Genomic DNA, 16,301 nt, shown 5'->3' with positions numbered 1-16,301 from the left:
CCTATTTGCCGCCGTTCAGCCTTTCACGCAATTCCTTGCCGGTCTTGAAGAACGGCACCCATTTCTCCTCGACCTCGACGGATTCGCCGGTGCGCGGGTTGCGGCCGGTGCGGGCGGGGCGGTTTTTCACCGAGAAAGCACCGAAACCGCGCAGCTCGACCCGGTTGCCTTCGGCAAGCGCGTCGGTGATCTCGTCGAAAATCGCGCCGACGATGTTTTCGACGTCGCGCAGAAAAAGGTGCGGGTTGCGTGTGGCGATGATCTGCACAAGTTCGGATTTGATCATGAGAAGGCTCCCCGTGAAAACACTGCGGTCAAAATTATGAGGATGATTTTATTTGCTTTTTTCACTCGTCTCAAGGGTGCCAGACGGAAACGAGACCGTCAAGAAACAAGCGGTCGGCACCAAATTCGTGAATGATCTCGCCGCCATAGTCGGGCAGGCCGAGCGCACTGCCGATGGTTCGCGCCATCGCTTTCGAGAACAGGAAGCCGCCGCTTTCTGCGTCCTTCCACTCCACCACCTTGAGCTTGGCGTCGACGCCCTTTGTCGCGAGCCAGTCGATCGCTTCGGTCTCGCCGCCGACCGCGTCGATCAATTTGTTGGCAACAGCCTGCCGGCCGGTGAAGATCGACCCGTCGGCCAGGGCCAGCGCCTCCGGCTTGGTCATGTTGCGTCGTTCGGCGACGACGCCGACGAACCAGTCGTAGCTGTCCAGGATGAGCTTGCGGACCATGGTACGCTCGTCGTCATTGGTCGGCTTGAAAGGCGATGGCGAGGCTTTTAACGGCGAGGATTTCACTTCCTCCAGCTTGATGCCGAGCTTGTCCATAAGGCCGCTGACGTCCGGATACTGGATCAGCACGCCTATCGAGCCGACGATCGACGATTTGCGCGCGACGATATGATCGGCCGCGGTGGCGATCATGTAGCCCGCCGATGCGGCCAGCGTGCCGACCTCGGCCACCACCGGCTTCTCGGCGGCCAGCTTGCGCACTGCCTCGTAGATCGATTCGCCCCCGACGGTGGTGCCGCCGGGTGAATCGATCGACAGGATCACAGCTTTCACCCTCGAGGATTGACGGATGGTATCCAGTTGTTTGATCAGGTCTTCGTCTTCGGTAATGGTGCCCTCGATCTTGACCTTGGCGATATGGTCGACCGCCGTGCCAGTGAAGTCGTCACCGTAAATCCAGCTCGAAAAGGCAATCAGCCCGACTGCTGCGACAACAAGCGCTGCAACGCGCCAGAATGTCAGCTTGCGGCGCAAGCGGCGGCGGTCGATCAGGTCGTCGGCTCTCAGTGCCATGGTCAGCCTCATAGTCGGTGGAAGCAGATGCTTTTAAAGCAACCATCCGCGCCCGGCTACCGATTCCTGACGAGCTTGCGCCAAAGACAGGGTTCGACGTTCGCGCGCCGGCGTTTTCAAGAGACATCAAGACCAATCCACAGGCCCCTAACGCTGTGCGCCTGTATCTGGTATGAGATGCAAGTCGTGCCGGTTTTCATTTTCGTTTGTGCAACAGCAACCGTCACACTTTTGCGGTTTTCCTCCGCTTGTGCTTGCTTGAGGGCGCCGGCATCCCACCTATAGGGGTGCTTGGCGGCAGGGGTTTAAAAGAAAGCAGTTATGTTAGCGCGACCGATCGAACCGACCAACACCGAGACGGAGTTGGCTCCCCCGGACGTAGGCCCGGCGCGGGTCGACGCCTTCGGCATTGCCCGGCGCCATTCGCGCCGCGTGCGGATCTTGAAGCTGGCGGTGCCGCTGGCCGCTGCCGCAATCGCGGTCGCCTTCCCGGTCTATTCCTATCTCGCGGCGCCTGGCTCAATCCAGGTCCAGGCCGACGGCAGCGCCTTCGCCAATGGCAAGCTGGTGATGGCCAACCCCAAGCTCAACGGGTTCACCAAGCAGAAACTGCCCTATTCTATGACGGCTTTGCGCGCCATACAGGACGTGACCAAGCAAGGCATCATCAATTTGGAGGGCATCGACGCCAAGCTGCCGATATCGACCGACAATGTGGCGGCCATCAATGCCTCGCACGGCACCTATAATCGTGACGGCAACACCATGAGCCTGACCAGCGATGTCACCATAACCACCACTGATGGCTTGGCGGCAAAGTTCAAATCGGTCTTCCTCGATATGGGCAAAGGCACTATGAAGACGAACGACCCGGTCGACGTCAGCCGCGGCGGGTCGCGGATCACCGCAGATTCGATGTCGATCCAGGACAACGGCAAGATCGTGGTTTTCAAGAACAGAGTGCGTGTCAACATCGATCCCACCAGCTTGAAGGCGGCAGAGGCAATGAGCGGAGAATCCAATGCGGTTCAGTAGTTCGACACGGCTCGTGGCCGCAGCTTCGGCGTTGCCGGCCCGTGGGCTGGCTTTGGGGCTGGCTTTGGGGCTGGGCCTGGGGATGGCGCCAGCTCTGGCGCAGTCCAAGGCCACCAGCCAACTGTCGGGCCTCAAACTGTCCGGCGACAAGCCCATCCAGATCGAAAGCGATAAGCTCGAGGTTCGCCAGGCGGATAGCGTCGCGGTATTCACAGGCAATGTAAGCGTTGTCCAGGGTCCGACCTTGCTCAAGGCCGGCAAGATGACGGTCTATTACGTCAAGGACCCCGACGCTGACGCCAAGGATGCGCAGGCCGCAGGTGCCGCGATGACCGGCTCGGCCAACATCGACCGACTGGAGGTCGCCAACAAGGTCTATATCAAATCGGACGACCAGGTCGCCACCGGGGACAGCGGCACCTTCGATATGAAGACGGAAGTGCTGGTGCTTTCAGGCAGCAAGGTCGTGCTTTCGCAAGGTGACAATGTACTGGTCGGCTGTAAGCTCACCGTACAGATGAAGAGCGGCCTGGCCCAGGTCGACGCCTGCGGGGGCCGCGTGATGATGTCGATCACGCCGCCGGCGAAGTCGGGAGCGGCGAACCCCTGATGGTCGACGTAGCATCGCTGATGGCGCGTGTTTCAGGACGCGCCGCCAGCAAACTTGCGGCACCGGCCACGGTCAACGTCGAGCAGGTAAAGTTCAAGGGAACCTTGATCGCCAAGGGCCTGACCAAGAGCTACAAGGGCCGCAAAGTCGTCAGCGGCGTGACGATCGGCGTGCGCGCCGGAGAGGCGGTCGGACTGCTCGGTCCCAACGGCGCCGGCAAGACGACCTGCTTCTACATGGTCACCGGCCTTGTGCCGGTCGACGAAGGCACAATCGAAATCGATGGCTTCGATGTCACCTCGATGCCGATGTACCGCCGCGCCCGCCTTGGCATCGGCTACCTTCCGCAGGAAGCGTCGATCTTTCGCGGCTTGAGCGTCGAGCAAAACATCCGTGCCGTGCTCGAAGTCGTCGAAAAGAACCGCAAAAAGCGCGAACATAGTCTCGACGAACTCCTGGATGAGTTTCACATCAGCCATCTGCGCAAAGCCCCGTCGCTGTCGCTTTCCGGCGGCGAGCGGCGGCGCCTTGAAATCGCGCGCGCACTGGCGACCCGCCCCGCATACATGCTGCTCGACGAACCTTTCGCCGGTATCGATCCGATCGCCGTCGCCGATATCCAGCAACTTGTGCGCCATTTGACGGCGCGGGGCATCGGCGTGCTCATCACCGATCACAACGTCCGCGAGACGCTCGGCCTGATCGACCGCGCCTACATCATCCATGCCGGCCAGGTGCTGACCCATGGCCGGGCCGAAGAAGTGGTCGCAAATCCGGATGTGCGGCGGCTTTATCTCGGTGAGGGATTTACACTCTAAGCGGGAAAATTCCTCTCGAAGCGCGATTTTTGGCGCGAGATGGGCTTCTTTTCCGATTTCTCGTCCGAATAACGCACCGACAGGCGAGTTTTGATCGCCGTCGCCTTGACAAGCAAAAGCCGGGCCAGTTTCTATGCCCAACTCCTTCCGGCGGTCCGGATGCGTAGACAAGGCGTTTGAAACCGAACCATGGCGTTGGCGGCAAAACTACAGCTACGACAATCCCAGTCGCTGGTGATGACGCCGCAACTCATGCAGTCGATCCGGCTGCTGCAGTTCACCCACATCGAACTGGAACGCTTCATCGACGACGAGATCGAGCGCAATCCACTGCTCGAGCGCGCCGAGCCGCAGGACGATGCCGTCAGCGACCAGACGCAGAAGATCGAAGCTGCGCCGGAAGCGGCCACCAGCGGCGACTGGTTCGAGAAGGAAACGGCGTGGAGCGCCGAGGCGATCTCGGAAAAGCTCGATACTTCGCTGGAAAACCTGTTTCCCGACGACCCCGGCACCAGCGAGCGGCTCGGTCCCGACCTGACAGCCCAGTGGAAATCGGCGTCCGGTAATGGTTCCGCATCCTCTTCGGACGGCTTCGACGTCGGCGACATGGCGGCCGCCGCCATCACGCTGCGCGAGCATGTCGGCGAACAGGTCGCGCTTGCCTTTGCTGACCCGGCAGCACGCCTGATCGCCGGCGAACTGGCCGATGGCCTTGACGAGGCCGGCTACATGCGCGCCGACATGGCTGAGATCGCCGCCCGTCTCGGCACCGACAGAGCGGCGGTGACGAATGCGCTCGCTCTCTGCCAGACATTCGAGCCCGCCGGCATCTTTGCCCGTGACCTCGCCGAATGCCTGTCGCTGCAGCTTGCCGTCCGCGACCGGCTCGATCCGGCGATGAAGGCTTTGGTCGCCAATCTCGAACTCCTGGCGCGGCGCGATTTCCAGACCCTGAAACGGATTTGTGGGGTCGACGAGGAGGATCTGCTAGACATGCTGGCCGAGATACGTGCGCTCGATCCGCGCCCGGGGATGGCGTTTTCGGGTGGCGCCAGCGACGCGATCATCGCTGATGTCGAAGTGCGGGCGGCTAATGACGGAAGCTGGGTGATCGAACTCAACCCCGAAACGCTGCCGCGCGTGCTGGTCGACCATATCTATTTCGCCCAGGTATCACCGCATGCGAAAAACCAAACGGAAAAGGATTTCCTGGCGGAATGCCTGCAAAACGCCAATTGGCTGACGCGCAGCCTCGACCAGCGGGCGAAGACCATCCTTAAGGTTGCCTCGGAAATTGTGCGCCAGCAGGACGCCTTCCTTGTGCATGGCGTGCGTCACCTGAAGCCGCTCAACCTGCGCACCGTGGCCGACGCGATCGGCATGCACGAATCGACCGTCAGCCGGGTCACCGCCAACAAGTACATGCTGACGCCGCGTGGTGTGTTCGAACTGCGCTATTTCTTCACCGCTTCGATCGCTTCTTCGGGTGGCGGCGACGCGCATTCATCTGAAGCAGTGCGCGACCGCATCAAGCAGTTGATCGACGAGGAGAAGCCTGCCGACGTGCTTTCCGACGACGCGCTTGTAGATATGTTGCGGGAAAGTGGCGTCGATATCGCCAGGCGCACGGTCGCCAAGTATCGGGAGGGCATGAATATTCCCTCGTCGGTGCAGCGGCGGCGTGAAAAACGCGCTTTGGCCAGCGCCGGACGTTGATCTCCGACGGAATTTCCACAGCTTTCGCGCTTCATTGACAAGCCGCAATGAAGTGGCTAGAAGCCCGCCCGCATGGGACGGGCTACTGCCCGCATGCGGATGGTCCGTCACGACGTTGGCCACGGGACGGTCAAAGAAGGCGGCTTGTGATCAACCGGAAAGTTCGGATTTAAATCGGCGCAAGTGACGCCGCAAAGCTTGTGCGCACAGACCACGGGTATAAACTCGGGACAGTTTGAAGCCTGAGCAAGGAAGGTCAGTTTTCAGATGACACTGCGCATATCAGGAAAACACATGGATATCGGCGATGCGTTCCGTACGCGCATCAACGACCGTGTCGGAGAAGTGATCGGGAAATATTTCGATCGGGGCTTTTCAGGGCAAATTGTAGTCGTCAAATCGGGGTCGCGCTACACGGCCGATTGCATGATCCGGCTGGATTCCGGCGCTTCGCTGCAGGCGACCGGTGAAGCCCAGGACCCGACGCTCGCTTTCGAGGCCGCGGCGGATCGCCTCGAAACCCGCCTTCGGCGCTACAAGCGTCGGCTGAAGTCGCATAATTCAGGCAATGCCAATGGCGAACTCACCGACATCGCCTATACGGTGATGGCGCCGCTTGCTGACGACGACGAGGAAATACCGGAGAATTTCGCGCCAGCCATCGTCGCCGAATCAACCATGACGCTGCGGACCATGTCGGTGGCGTCAGCCGTGATCGAGCTCGACACCAAGGACAGCCCGGTTCTCGTCTTCCGCAACGCCGGAAACGAGCATCTCAATATCGTCTATCGCCGGCCGGACGGAAATATCGGCTGGATCGACCCGTCTACGACCAAGGTCGCGCAGGGATGACGACCCAGGGTCGCACAGGGATGACGGCCAAGGCCGCACTGGGATAAGGCACCAGCCGCACGCGAGAGTGAGGGCTGGCGACGGCAGGCGAACAAGGGATTTCAAGTATGGATCTGAGCGATCTTGTCAACGTTCCGGCGATCTTGCCGGCGTTGAAGGCGAACTCCAAGAAGCAACTGCTGCAAATGCTGTCCGAAAGGGCAGCGGCGATTTCCGGCATTCCGGAACGGGAGGTGTTCGACACCATCCTGCAGCGTGAGCGGCTGGGCTCGACCGGTGTCGGCAACGGCATCGCCATTCCGCATGGCAAGCTGGCCGGGGTGAAGCGGATCGCCGGGGTTTTCGCCCGGCTGGAGACGCCGGTAGATTTCGAGGCGCTGGACGACCAGCCGGTCGATCTGGTGTTCCTGCTTTTGGCGCCCGAAGGCGCCGGCGCCGACCACCTCAAGGCGCTGTCGCGCATCGCGCGGGTGCTGCGCGACGCCGACACGGTGGCCAAGATCAGGGGCACCCGCGACGCCGCAGCGATTCACGCGCTTTTGTCGGACACGCAGGCCTCGCACGCGGCCTGAGTTTTTTGATTGGATCCGTTGAAGGGCCGCCGCGAGCGGCCCGGTCCGTTTCCAACCAGATCGCTGCGCCGTATTGTTAGTGGATGGCGACGGGGATCAGGTCGTTTTCCAAGGCGCTAGCCAGCGCCCGGTCGCGAGCGTCCGAAAGCAGGATCGGCTGGCCATTGGCGGCAAACAGGGCCCACAGTTCCAGCCCGGGCGCGATTTCGCCGAGACCCGGGAAACGGCCGCGCAGATCGTCGCTCGACACCTTCCTGAGGTAGGCGACCGAGCCTTCGCCGAGATGGGCGAATTCGCCGCTTGTCATGATAAGATTTTCGTCAGTTCTGGTCATTCAAGCCTCCTTGGCGCGAGGACGCCGCTCAAGGCCGCCTCGCATGAGAGCCATTAGAGCGCCGTGTGTCCAATTGGACACACAAAGGACGCTCTAACACTTCAATTTGCTGCATCTTTCGGAAAATCGATTCCGATTTTCCGGCCGATGCAGTGGTAAAGATCAGTCTTTCACCGATATGTTTATTTTCCGTACCAACCGCTCGGACTCGGGCCGATCGAGATCGATCGACAAAAGGCCGTTCTTCAGCTCCGCCGCGATCACCCGCATGCCGTCGGCCAGCACGAAACAGCGCTGGAACTGGCGCGCAGCAATGCCGCGATGAAGAAATTCGCGCTCGGTGTCGTCGTTCTGACGGCCGCGCACGACCAACTGGTTCTCCTCAGTGGTCACATCGAGATCGTTTTCGGCGAAACCGGCGACAGCGAGCGTGATACGCAGCCTTTCGGCCTTGCCGTCGGCACCGCTGAGGCGCTCGATGTTATAGGGAGGATAGCTGTCACCCGACTTCGCCAAACGCTCCAAGGTCTTTTCCATGGCGTCGAAACCCAGGAGAAGCGGGCTGGAAAAAGGCGTCATTCGGCTCATGTTACACTGTCCTCTCAAGAGCGACATAAAGTGGAAAAACCCAGATGGCATTTTTCCCGATGGTCTTGATATGGTCCGCCCCGCGGTCAAGTTCAAGCCGTCAAAAGCCCCGCCCAAAAAGACTGCCCAAACAAGGAATTGAAATGCCCCAATCCCGCAAGATCATCATCGACACGGATCCCGGCCAGGATGATGCCGTCGCCATATTGCTTGCGCTCGGCAGCGCCGAGCTGGAGATCGTCGGCTTGGCCGCCGTCGCCGGCAACGTGCCGCTGAGGCTCACCGAAAAGAACGCACGCAAAATCTGCGAACTGGCCGGCCGGCCCGACGTCAAGGTCTATGCCGGCGCCATCCGGCCGCTGGCGCGCGAACTGGTTACTGCCGAGGAGGTGCATGGCGAGACCGGTCTCAACGGGCCGCAATTGCCCGAACCGACAATGAAGCTGCAGGACCAGTATGCGGTGGATTTCATCGTCGAGACACTGATGAAGGAAGCGAGCGGCACGATCACGCTCTGCGCGCTCGGACCGCTCACCAACATTGCGCTGGCGCTGATCCGTGAGCCGAAGATCGCGCCGCGCATCAAGGAAATCGTACTCATGGGCGGTGGCTTCTTTGAAGGCGGCAACGTCACGCCGACCGCCGAATTCAACATCTATGTCGACCCGCATGCCGCCGATGTCGTGTTCAAATCCGGCATCCCGATCGTCATGATGCCGCTCGACGTCACCCACAAGGCGCTGACCACCGCCAAGCGGACCCAGGCCTTCCGCAATCTCGGCACCAGGGTCGGCACGGCTACGACGGAGATGCTGGAATTCTTCGAGCGCTTCGACGAGGAGAAATACGGCACCGACGGCGGTCCGCTGCACGACCCTTGCGTCATCGCCTATCTGTTGAAGCCGGAGCTGTTCAGGGGCCGCAACTGCAACGTCACCGTGGAAACCGCCTCGGAGCTCACTATGGGCATGACCGTAATCGACTGGTGGGGCGTGACCAAGCGACCGAACAACGCCATGGTGATGCGCGACATCGACCATGATGCGTTTTTCGCACTGCTGCTGGAAAGGCTGGGGCGGCTTTAGGGCCGCTCACCACGCCGCTCATTCGTTGAGCAATTGGTATGTGTCGGTACCGTTCTGGTGATGCTGCTGTTCGAACTTCCGATCCGATCATATGTGGTGAGCCCACTTCGCCTTGCACGAACACCCGCATCCCGCTGTCGCGCAGACGGACTTAGTACATGTACCGGATTCCCCGGCCGACAATGGCTTTGGGACTAAGAGGCGTCGTCGTGACGTTTTCGACGACGCCCATAATATTTTGCAATCCGCATAAGTCCACGCATAGACATGAATCCCTCAGCGCAAATTCATGTGGTGGCACGAAGGCTGACTTTCAATTAGCCCTTTTTGTTCCGGCGATGTTACTGTTGGTGACGCCGGCCTCGCCGCCGTTACTTCGCCTTTGAAAACGCCAGCCACAGGCCGCCGCCGATCAGGAAACTGCCGCTGATTCTGGACATGAGCTTGATGCGGCCGGCCGAGAGCAGGCGTCCGGCGCGGCCGGCGGCCAGCGCGAAGGTCGAATCCGACACGGCGGCGAAGATCAGTGCGGTGAGACCCATGACGACGATCTGCAACGCGTAGTTGCCTTCAGGGGCGATGAACTGCGGAAAAAAGGCGCCGAAGAACACCAGCGTCTTAGGATTGCTGATCGCCACCAGCAGGCCTTGCAGGAAGAAGCCGCCGCGCGGTGCCTTCGCCGATCCGTCGGCGTTCAGCTTACCCTTGGAGCGGAACATCTGCACGCCCATCCAGATCAGATAGGCGGCGCCGATCAGCCTGACCCATTCGAACCAATGGCCCATCCCCGCGATCAGCGAAGTCAATCCGATGCCGACAATGGCGATCATGATGGCCAGCCCGGCCTGCGTGCCGGCGACATTGGCGAGGCCGGCGCGGGAGCCATGGCGGATGCTGTTGGCGATGATCAGCGTGACCGTCGGTCCAGGCACCAGGACAATGACGATACAGGCAACGACATAGGTAGCGTAGAGTTCCAGCGACATGGTTTTCCTCGACAATATGCGGCTTGCGACGCGGCCGACCGTGATCAATGCATGACAGCAACGCCGGTGCAAGCCGGCAGCATGTGTCGCTGGCAACCTTGACCTGGATTTAGACGCCGGCCTGCCACGGCAGCGTCGTCTCATAGGCTGCCGCTGCTCTCAACACGGCCATGTCGCCGCGCGGCCGCCCGATCAGTTGCATGCCCATTGGCCTGCCTCTGGCATCGAAGCCCGCCGGTACGTTGACTGCCGGGCAGCCGCCCAGCGTAGCGAGCGCTGAAACCTGCATCCAGCGGTGATAGCTGTCCATGGCACGCCCGGCCACTTGCGTCGGCCAGTGGGTGGAGACCTCGAAGGGGAAGACCTGCGCAGTCGGCAGTGCGACGAGGTCGAAGCGGTCGAAGAGCGACAGTAGGGTTTTGTGCCAGGACGAACGCCTCACCGTGGCGGCGTGGATCTGCGGCGCCGTGAGCTGCAGCGCATGTTCCACCTCCCACACGGCCTCCGGCTTCAGAAGACTGCGTTTGAAGGGATCGTCGTAATGCGCCTTGAGCGCGCAACCGCTGCTTGCCTGGCGCAGCGCCACAAAGGCCTGCCACAGCGCTTCCAAGTCGAAATCCGGCACCAGTGCTTCGGTCTGAAAGGATATTTCGGCGAACCGGCCGAGAGCGGCCTCGCAAAGACCAAGGATGCCGGGTTCGACCGGCAGATGACCACCGAGATCGCCGAACCAGGCGATGCGGCCGCCGGGCGCTGCCGTTTGCAGCCCTTCGAGGAACGAGCCGTGCTTGTGATGTGAGAGCGGCGCGCGAGGGTCGTAACCAGCCTGCTCGTCGAGCAGCAGCGCCATGTCGCGCACGCTGCGGCCCATCGGCCCTTCGACGCCCATCTGTGCGTGATAAACGTCAAGCTCGGGGCCGGCCGGGACAAGTCCCTGCGTCGGACGGAACCCATAGACGTTGTTGTAGGCGGCCGGGTTGCGCAGCGAGCCGCCAAAGTCGCTGCCGTCGGCGACAGGCACCATATCAAGCGCCAGCGCGACCGCCGCGCCGCCGCTCGAACCGCCGGCGGTCAAGGCCGGGTCGAAAGCATTGAGCGTCGGGCCGAACACGGTGTTGTAGGTGTTGGAGCCAAGGCCGAATTCGGGAACGTTGGTCTTGCCGATGATGATGGCGCCGGCCTTGCGGATGCGCTCGACGAAGAAATCGTCTTCCTGCGGCACGAAATCGGCGAAGATCGGCGAGCCGAAGCTGGTCCTGAGGCCCTCGGTCTGCGCGAGATCTTTGATGGCGATCGGCAAGCCGAATAGGGGTCCGGCATGCCCTGCATGCGCCAGATGCGCGTCCGCCTTGTCGGCCTCGCGCAAGATGTCGGCACGGTCGCGCAGCGAGACGATGGCGTTGACCAGCGGGTTTACGGCGTCGGTCCGGTCGAGGAATGCCGTCACCACCTCGCGCACCGACAACTGACGGCGCCGGATCGCGTCGGCAAGGTCCGCGGCGGACAGGCGGCAGATATCGCCGGCAGGCGGCACGGCATGTTTTGTGGCCGGACGCATGGCTCTCACCTAGCTGGCGGATTTTTGCAGCGCCGCGTCGACTTCCTTCGCCAGCGGGATCGCCGGCTGGGCGCCGGGCTTCAGGCAAGCGAGCGAACCAGCGGCTGCAGCACGGGCGAGCGCCTGATCGAGCGGCAGGCCGGATGACAGCCCGGCGGCGAAATAGCCGCAAAACGTGTCGCCGGCGCCGACTGTATCGACGGGAGTGATCTTCAGCGCCGGAACCATCAGATGATCGGCTGGCGTGGCAGCCAGAACGCCGTCAACGCCGAGCGTGACGACAATTGTGCGGCCGGTCTTCCCGGCGTAATCGCGCATCCGCGCCGGGCGATCGCGGCCGCTCAGCGACAGCGCCTCACCATAGAGGTCGAATTCGGTCTCGTTGGCGACGACATAGTCGGCCTTGCCGAGGAAGGCGGCCGCCTCGCCACGGAATGGTGCCGTGTTGAGCACGGCAACCGCGCCTGCCGCCCGGGCCGCGTCCAGTGCTGCCTCGACCGTCTGCAACGGGATCTCCTGCTGCAAGAGCACGACATCGCCCTTTTTCATGAAGGCCTTGGAGAGGTCGCCTGTCACGACCGAATCATTGGCGCCCGGTACTACGGCTATCACGTTCTCGCCGTCGTCGGCGACCATGATCAATGCCGTGCCGGTCGAGGCGAAGGTTTCACCGACACCGGACAGGTCGATCTTGCCGTCCCGCAACAGCGCCAGCGCTTCAGTGGCGAAGTTGTCCTTGCCGACCGCGCCGACCATGTGCACCTTGGCGCCGGCGCGCGCGGCGGCCAGCGCCTGGTTGGCGCCCTTGCCGCCAGGTGCGGTGGTAAAGCCGGAGCCCCGAACCGTCTCGCCCGGTGCGGGCAAGCGGTCGACATTGGCGATAAGATCGAGGTTGATCGAGCCGATAACGATGATCAAGTGGTGCCTCCCTGCTGACGCATCGTGCTTTCCGAAATCGGAAAGCACGATGCGTAGAATTAAAGTGTTTAGAGCGTACTTTGTGCGTCCGAATGGACGCACGTCGCTCTAATTGCGCGGGAAGCTACTCCGTAAGGCCGCTGCTTGCCAGACCGCGCGAGATGAACCCGCGCTGCCGGCCCTAATCTATTGACGTTTTATCAAGATCCGACCTGTCCCGCTTCCCAGCCAAGGATAGCGCGTTTGCGAGTCAGGCCCCAGTGGTAGCCGGTGAGCGCGCCGGATTTGCCGAGAGCCCGGTGGCACGGCACCACGAAGGACATCGGATTGGCGCCGACCGCGGCACCCACCGCCCGGCTGGCGCTCGGTGCACCGATGCGGGCGGCGATCGAGGAATAGGTGCAGGCCTTGCCCATCGGGATGCGCAGCAGGGCTTCCCAGACGCGGACCTGGAAGTCGGTGCCGATCATGACGACCCGCAGCGGCTGGTCGGCGCGCCACAGTGCCGGATCGAAAATGCGCGCGGCATAGGGCGCCGTCGCGGCCATGTCCTCGACATAGTTTGCGTTCGGCCAGCGGCAGGACATGTCGGCGAAGGCCGCCCGCTCGCCGCCGGCATCACTGAAGGCGAGGCCGGCAAGGCCGCGGTCGGTGACCATGATCAGGGCGATGCCGAAAGGCGAAATATGATAACCATAGCGGATCGTCAGCCCGGCGCCGCGCGTCTTGTAGTCACCCGGCGACATCGCTTCGTGGGTGACGAAAAGGTCGTGCAAACGGCCGGGGCCTGACATGCCGACCTCGAAAGAGGCCTCGAGCAGCGGCATGCCGGAATCGAGCAGTCTGCGGGCATGGTCGAGCGTGACGGCCTGGAGGAAGGCTTTGGGCGACAGGCCGGCCCAGCGGGTGAAGAGCTTCTGCAGGCCGGTTGGCGTCTCGCCGACCTCCTCGGCCAGTATTTCGAGCGACGGCTGGTCGCGATAGTCAAGGCTGATCTTCTCGATCGCGCGCCGAACAACTTCGTAGTCACCGCCTTCGGGCGTGATGTCTTTCTTCAGAATAGCTGTCTGTGCGTTCATGGGACTGTCTCCTTGAGCGTGAATATCGCCCTTCGCGGCTCCGATCACCACCCGAAACTTGCCTTCTCGCGGCACATACCCAGATAGAATTGGCTTTGAGGAAGGAGCCGATGGTGGCTAGCGAAAAGGTGCATCTCACCAAGGAGAAGGAGACGCTGCTGATTACCGTCTATGGCAAGGCACTGGAGCGCCGGTCGCCGCAAGATCGGCAGGTTTGTTGAGGTATCGGTTTTAACGCGCCTTCGCGGTCGCCAGCGCCCTTGAAAAAGCAGTGGCAAAGCTCTCTCGGTCGTCGGGATTGAGGAAGCCGCCGATCGGCACATTCTGGCCTTGTGCTTCCACCGCCATCCTGGTGATGCCGATCTCGGCGTGGCGGGCGACCGAAAAACGCGCCCAGAACGGATTGAAGCGATGCGCTTCCGATTTGCCTGATGGCGCGGTCTTGCGAATGTCGAGGCTGGTGCGCGAGACCGACACTTCCTCGCGGGCGCGGGCGGCACGATAATTGGCGCGAAAGGCGATGTAGACGGCAATCAGGTCGAGACCCAAGAAGCCGAACACCGGCCAGGCGCCGCGCGACAGGAAAAACGCTCCGGTCGCCAACGAGCCGAACAGCAGAGCGCCCATCAGGATGGCAAAACCGGTTTTGCCCAGCGACCGATGCGGTATCAGCAACGCCTGGAAGAATGGCTCGTCGGCCTGAAATGAGGCGTTTGTGTCGCTCATGACGGGATATTATAGGAAGGGGATGACGAGCCCCAAGCCCAAAAATTCCTCTACACCCAAAAATGAACTGACCCCCGGCCGACGCGACGGCGCGAACGCCAAACCGCGTGCCCGGCCGGAGCGGTCCCACTCACTCTACAGCCCGGCCGAGGTGCATGAGATTTTCCGACGCTTTTCCCTTCAGCGGCCCGAGCCGAAGGGCGAGCTCGAACATGTCAACGCCTTCACGCTGCTGGTGGCGGTGGTGCTTTCGGCACAGGCGACCGATATCGGCGTCAACAAAGCGACGCGGGCGCTGTTCAAGGTCGCCGATACGCCGCAAAAGATGCTGGCGCTCGGCGAGGCCAAGGTCGGCGAATATATCCGCACCGTTGGTCTCTGGCGCAACAAGGCCAAGAACGTCATCGCGCTGTCGGAGGCGCTGATCCGCGACCATAGCGGCGAAGTGCCCGACGACCGCGACCAACTGGTCAAGCTGCCGGGCGTCGGGCGCAAGACCGCCAATGTCGTGCTCAACATGGCCTTCGGCCAGCACACGATGGCGGTCGACACGCATATTTTCCGCATCGGCAACCGGCTGGGACTGGCGCCCGGCAAGACGCCGGAGCAGGTCGAGCAGGGACTGTTGAGGATCATTCCGGACGAATATATGCGCCATGCGCATCACTGGCTGATCCTGCATGGGCGCTATGTCTGCAAGGCGCGCAAACCCGATTGTCCGGTCTGTGTCATCGCCGATATCTGCAAGGCCGAGGAGAAGACGAATGATGTTCCGGCGCCGCTGGTCGAAATTGCGCCACTCGAACCCGTAGGCGAAATTCAGTAGCCATAGCCGCGCGCCATCGCCGCGGCGAAGACCGGGATCAGCAGGAAGATGAAAGCTTCGGCGCGGACATAAGTTCGAACGGATGCAAGTTGCGCCGCCGGCACTTGAAAACCGGGGCTGGCCGAGGCCTGCCTGTTCCAGGAAACAAAGCGGACCGTCGGGATGATCGACAGCAGGCCGACAATGACGAAGGCCGCCATCTTTGCCCAGAACGCCCAGTTGTAGACGTAGAATTCCCAGCCCTTCAGGCCGTAGATGACGCGGCCGATGCCGACGACGATGATCAGCATGGCGATGATGCCATAATGGCGATCGATGCCGACAAGCCGCCGGAGCGTCGCGTCGGGCAGATCGCCGCGGATCAGGACAAATTCGGCGCCGATGATGCCCGCCAGCGAAAACACCAGCAGATGATGAAAGATGGCAAGCAGAAGATCGGTGGTATCCATGCCCTTTTCCCTCCGTCGGACGGCACAGCGGACGCTGAATCAGCTGCTGGTAAAAGTAGCACCGCTGGGCAGGATTCACATTGGAAGATGATCTGCACAGGCTTTGGCTCTTGTTTGGTGCAGGCGATTGGATCTCTGTCGCATATCGCTGCCCCCAAAATCACCGAGCACTGGGCGACATGCACTAAGCACAGGCAAACGCAACCGAGGCATGACATATGATCGACCCACAGACGCTCGTCGCTCCCGTCATCGAAACGCCGCGCACCGTGCTGCGGCCACACCAGTTCGACGACTTTGATGCCTACGTCGCCATGTGGGCCGATCCGGCCGTCATCCGCTTCATCGGCGGGAAGCCGCGCACACGGGAGGAAAGCTGGATGCGCTTCCTGCGTCATGCCGGCCTGTGGTCGCTGCTGGGCTACGGCTTTTGGGCGATCGAGGATAAAGCGACCGGCCGCTTCCTGGGCGAGGCCGGCTTTCACGATCTGAAGCGCGACATGGTGCCTTCGATCGAAGGCGTTCCGGAAGCCGGCTGGGCGCTCATCCCGGCAGTCCACGGAATGGGCTTCGCCAGCGAAGTCGTCGGACGGGTTCTCGCCTGGGGCGACGAGGCATTCGGGCGTGCAAGGACGGTCTGCATCATCGATCCGGAAAACACCGCTTCACTGAACGTCGCGGCAAAATGCGGCTACAGGGAAGTGTTGCGGACCACCTATCACGACGATGCGACGATCCTGCTGGACCGGCAGCCCTAGGCCGTGTGGACAGTTACCGCAACCATAGGACAATAGCCGCGAGAGTGACAACGGCGCGGTAATTGCGGGCGGTTTTCTCGA

General features: G+C 61.9%; 19 protein-coding genes. 9 read left to right on the top strand and 10 right to left on the bottom strand.

What is annotated here, in order from left to right; genetic code table 11:
• Position 1: 1 nt before the first annotated feature.
• Both NKH36_RS19695 and sppA read right to left on the bottom strand, forming a co-directional pair.
• The gene (locus tag NKH36_RS19695) at positions 2-286 is read right to left on the bottom strand and encodes an integration host factor subunit beta (RefSeq protein ID WP_006200394.1); all 285 of its coding nucleotides are present in this window, start codon (positions 284-286) and stop codon (positions 2-4) included.
• 70 nt (positions 287-356) lie between these two features.
• Positions 357-1,310, bottom strand: a complete 954-nt coding sequence (gene sppA, locus NKH36_RS19690; RefSeq protein WP_352961617.1) for a signal peptide peptidase SppA — start codon at positions 1,308-1,310, stop codon at positions 357-359.
• A gap of 321 nt (positions 1,311-1,631) precedes the next feature.
• Between sppA and lptC the strand changes: the two genes are divergently transcribed.
• The 6 genes from lptC (at position 1,632) to ptsN (ending at position 6,913) form a co-directional block, all read left to right on the top strand.
• Entirely contained in the window at positions 1,632-2,345 is a 714-nt protein-coding gene (lptC, locus tag NKH36_RS19685; RefSeq protein WP_352961619.1) for an LPS export ABC transporter periplasmic protein LptC, read from the top strand.
• Positions 2,332-2,955, top strand: coding sequence for an LptA/OstA family protein (locus NKH36_RS19680; protein ID WP_352961622.1), 624 nt, complete (start codon positions 2,332-2,334; stop codon positions 2,953-2,955). Before lptC ends, NKH36_RS19680 begins: the two co-directional genes overlap by 14 nt.
• On the top strand, positions 2,955-3,773 hold the full coding sequence (gene lptB / locus NKH36_RS19675) for an LPS export ABC transporter ATP-binding protein (RefSeq protein ID WP_352961624.1): 819 nt from the start codon (positions 2,955-2,957) through the stop codon (positions 3,771-3,773). The genes NKH36_RS19680 and lptB overlap by 1 nt, the downstream gene beginning before the upstream one ends.
• Positions 3,774-3,962: 189 nt before the next feature.
• Positions 3,963-5,489 (top strand): RNA polymerase factor sigma-54, encoded by a 1,527-nt coding sequence (gene rpoN / locus NKH36_RS19670; RefSeq protein WP_352961626.1) that lies wholly within the window; start codon positions 3,963-3,965, stop codon positions 5,487-5,489.
• Positions 5,490-5,756: 267 nt separating this feature from the next.
• On the top strand, positions 5,757-6,341 hold the full coding sequence (gene hpf, locus NKH36_RS19665; protein ID WP_258122201.1) for a ribosome hibernation-promoting factor, HPF/YfiA family: 585 nt from the start codon (positions 5,757-5,759) through the stop codon (positions 6,339-6,341).
• A 107-nt stretch (positions 6,342-6,448) separates the two neighbouring features.
• The gene (ptsN, locus tag NKH36_RS19660) at positions 6,449-6,913 is read left to right on the top strand and encodes a PTS IIA-like nitrogen regulatory protein PtsN (protein ID WP_352961628.1); all 465 of its coding nucleotides are present in this window, start codon (positions 6,449-6,451) and stop codon (positions 6,911-6,913) included.
• A 76-nt stretch (positions 6,914-6,989) separates the two neighbouring features.
• On the opposite strand, the gene NKH36_RS19655 is transcribed toward ptsN, so the two are convergent.
• Positions 6,990-7,247 carry a BQ00720 family protein gene (locus NKH36_RS19655; protein WP_352961629.1) on the bottom strand — a complete coding sequence of 86 codons (258 nt, stop codon included), beginning with the start codon at positions 7,245-7,247 and terminating at the stop codon, positions 6,990-6,992.
• Positions 7,248-7,409: 162 nt separating this feature from the next.
• Entirely contained in the window at positions 7,410-7,835 is a 426-nt protein-coding gene (locus NKH36_RS19650) for an Hsp20 family protein (protein WP_023797450.1), read from the bottom strand.
• 143 nt (positions 7,836-7,978) lie between these two features.
• On the opposite strand from NKH36_RS19650, the gene NKH36_RS19645 reads away from it, so the two are divergent.
• The gene (locus tag NKH36_RS19645; RefSeq protein WP_352961632.1) at positions 7,979-8,920 is read left to right on the top strand and encodes a nucleoside hydrolase; all 942 of its coding nucleotides are present in this window, start codon (positions 7,979-7,981) and stop codon (positions 8,918-8,920) included.
• Between the two features lie 371 nt (positions 8,921-9,291).
• Here NKH36_RS19645 and NKH36_RS19640 read toward each other — a convergent pair whose 3' ends face one another.
• The 5 genes from NKH36_RS19640 to NKH36_RS19620 form a co-directional block, all read right to left on the bottom strand.
• Entirely contained in the window at positions 9,292-9,906 is a 615-nt protein-coding gene (locus NKH36_RS19640; protein WP_352961634.1) for a LysE family translocator, read from the bottom strand.
• Between the two features lie 109 nt (positions 9,907-10,015).
• Positions 10,016-11,464: an amidase gene (locus NKH36_RS19635; RefSeq protein ID WP_352961635.1), complete on the bottom strand. Its 1,449-nt coding sequence runs from the start codon at positions 11,462-11,464 to the stop codon at positions 10,016-10,018.
• Between the two features lie 9 nt (positions 11,465-11,473).
• A complete protein-coding gene (locus NKH36_RS19630) occupies positions 11,474-12,382 on the bottom strand; it encodes a ribokinase (RefSeq protein WP_352963961.1) in 909 nt (302 codons plus the stop codon).
• Between the two features lie 200 nt (positions 12,383-12,582).
• Positions 12,583-13,461 (bottom strand): methylated-DNA--[protein]-cysteine S-methyltransferase, encoded by an 879-nt coding sequence (locus tag NKH36_RS19625; protein WP_352963959.1) that lies wholly within the window; start codon positions 13,459-13,461, stop codon positions 12,583-12,585.
• Positions 13,462-13,692: 231 nt separating this feature from the next.
• The gene (locus NKH36_RS19620) at positions 13,693-14,187 is read right to left on the bottom strand and encodes a DUF2244 domain-containing protein (protein WP_352963957.1); all 495 of its coding nucleotides are present in this window, start codon (positions 14,185-14,187) and stop codon (positions 13,693-13,695) included.
• Between the two features lie 22 nt (positions 14,188-14,209).
• Between NKH36_RS19620 and nth the strand changes: the two genes are divergently transcribed.
• Positions 14,210-15,013 carry an endonuclease III gene (gene nth / locus NKH36_RS19615; protein WP_352963955.1) on the top strand — a complete coding sequence of 268 codons (804 nt, stop codon included), beginning with the start codon at positions 14,210-14,212 and terminating at the stop codon, positions 15,011-15,013.
• Here the strand turns inward: nth and NKH36_RS19610 are convergent.
• Complete coding sequence (locus tag NKH36_RS19610) at positions 15,007-15,462, bottom strand: DUF2214 family protein (RefSeq protein ID WP_352963953.1); 456 nt, start codon at positions 15,460-15,462, stop codon at positions 15,007-15,009. The two genes, nth and NKH36_RS19610, sit on opposite strands and share 7 nt — an antisense overlap.
• A 218-nt stretch (positions 15,463-15,680) precedes the next feature.
• Here NKH36_RS19610 and NKH36_RS19605 point away from each other — a divergent pair, with 218 nt between their 5' ends.
• A complete protein-coding gene (locus NKH36_RS19605; RefSeq protein WP_352963950.1) occupies positions 15,681-16,220 on the top strand; it encodes a GNAT family N-acetyltransferase in 540 nt (179 codons plus the stop codon).
• The last annotated feature ends 81 nt before the right edge of the window (positions 16,221-16,301 follow it).

The sequence above is a fragment of the Mesorhizobium sp. M1312 genome (assembly GCF_040318115.1).
Classification (GTDB): Bacteria; Pseudomonadota; Alphaproteobacteria; order Rhizobiales; family Rhizobiaceae; genus Mesorhizobium.
The sequence above is the reverse complement of the archived record's forward strand: the minus strand, read 5'-3'. Positions and strand labels throughout refer to the sequence as shown.